Origin of the sequence: Micromonospora sp. LOL_025 (assembly GCF_048060285.1) — a bacterium.
In the GTDB taxonomy this organism is placed as follows: Bacteria; Actinomycetota; Actinomycetes; order Mycobacteriales; family Micromonosporaceae; genus Micromonospora.
Genome location: NZ_JBHMIR010000143.1, coordinates 1 through 385, shown reverse-complemented (window position 1 = coordinate 385; position 385 = coordinate 1). Strand labels below are relative to the sequence as shown.

The following is a 385-nucleotide window of genomic DNA, read 5'->3' as shown; positions in this document are numbered from 1 at the left end:
CCTTCGTGCTGCTCGACCGGCTACCACTGACCGCCAACGGCAAACTCGACAGGACAGCACTACCCGCCCCGGAGTTTGGTGTGGGGGTGCCGTCGAGGGTGGGGCGTACTCCTGCGGAGCAGTTGATGGGGGATCTGTTCGCCGGGGTGCTCGGCCGCAGCCGGGTCGGTGCCGATGACGGGTTCTTCGATCTGGGTGGGCATTCGTTGCTCGCCGCCAAGCTGGTCAACCGGGTTCGGGTGGTCTTCGGCGCGGAGATCGGCATCCGCGATGTGTTCCGTACGCCTACTCCGGCCGGGTTGGTCCGTCGGGTGCGTGAGTTGGCTGGTGTGCCGGTGCGGCCTCCGTTGGTGGCGACGGGTGTGGTGGGTGTGGTGCCGTTGTC

Annotated in this window: 1 protein-coding gene; it reads left to right on the top strand. The window is 67.5% G+C overall.

The annotated features are described in order from the left end of the window. Nucleotides 1-385: phosphopantetheine-binding protein (locus ACFHW0_RS31865; protein WP_416613333.1), on the top strand; the 385-nt coding region annotated here is incomplete at both ends.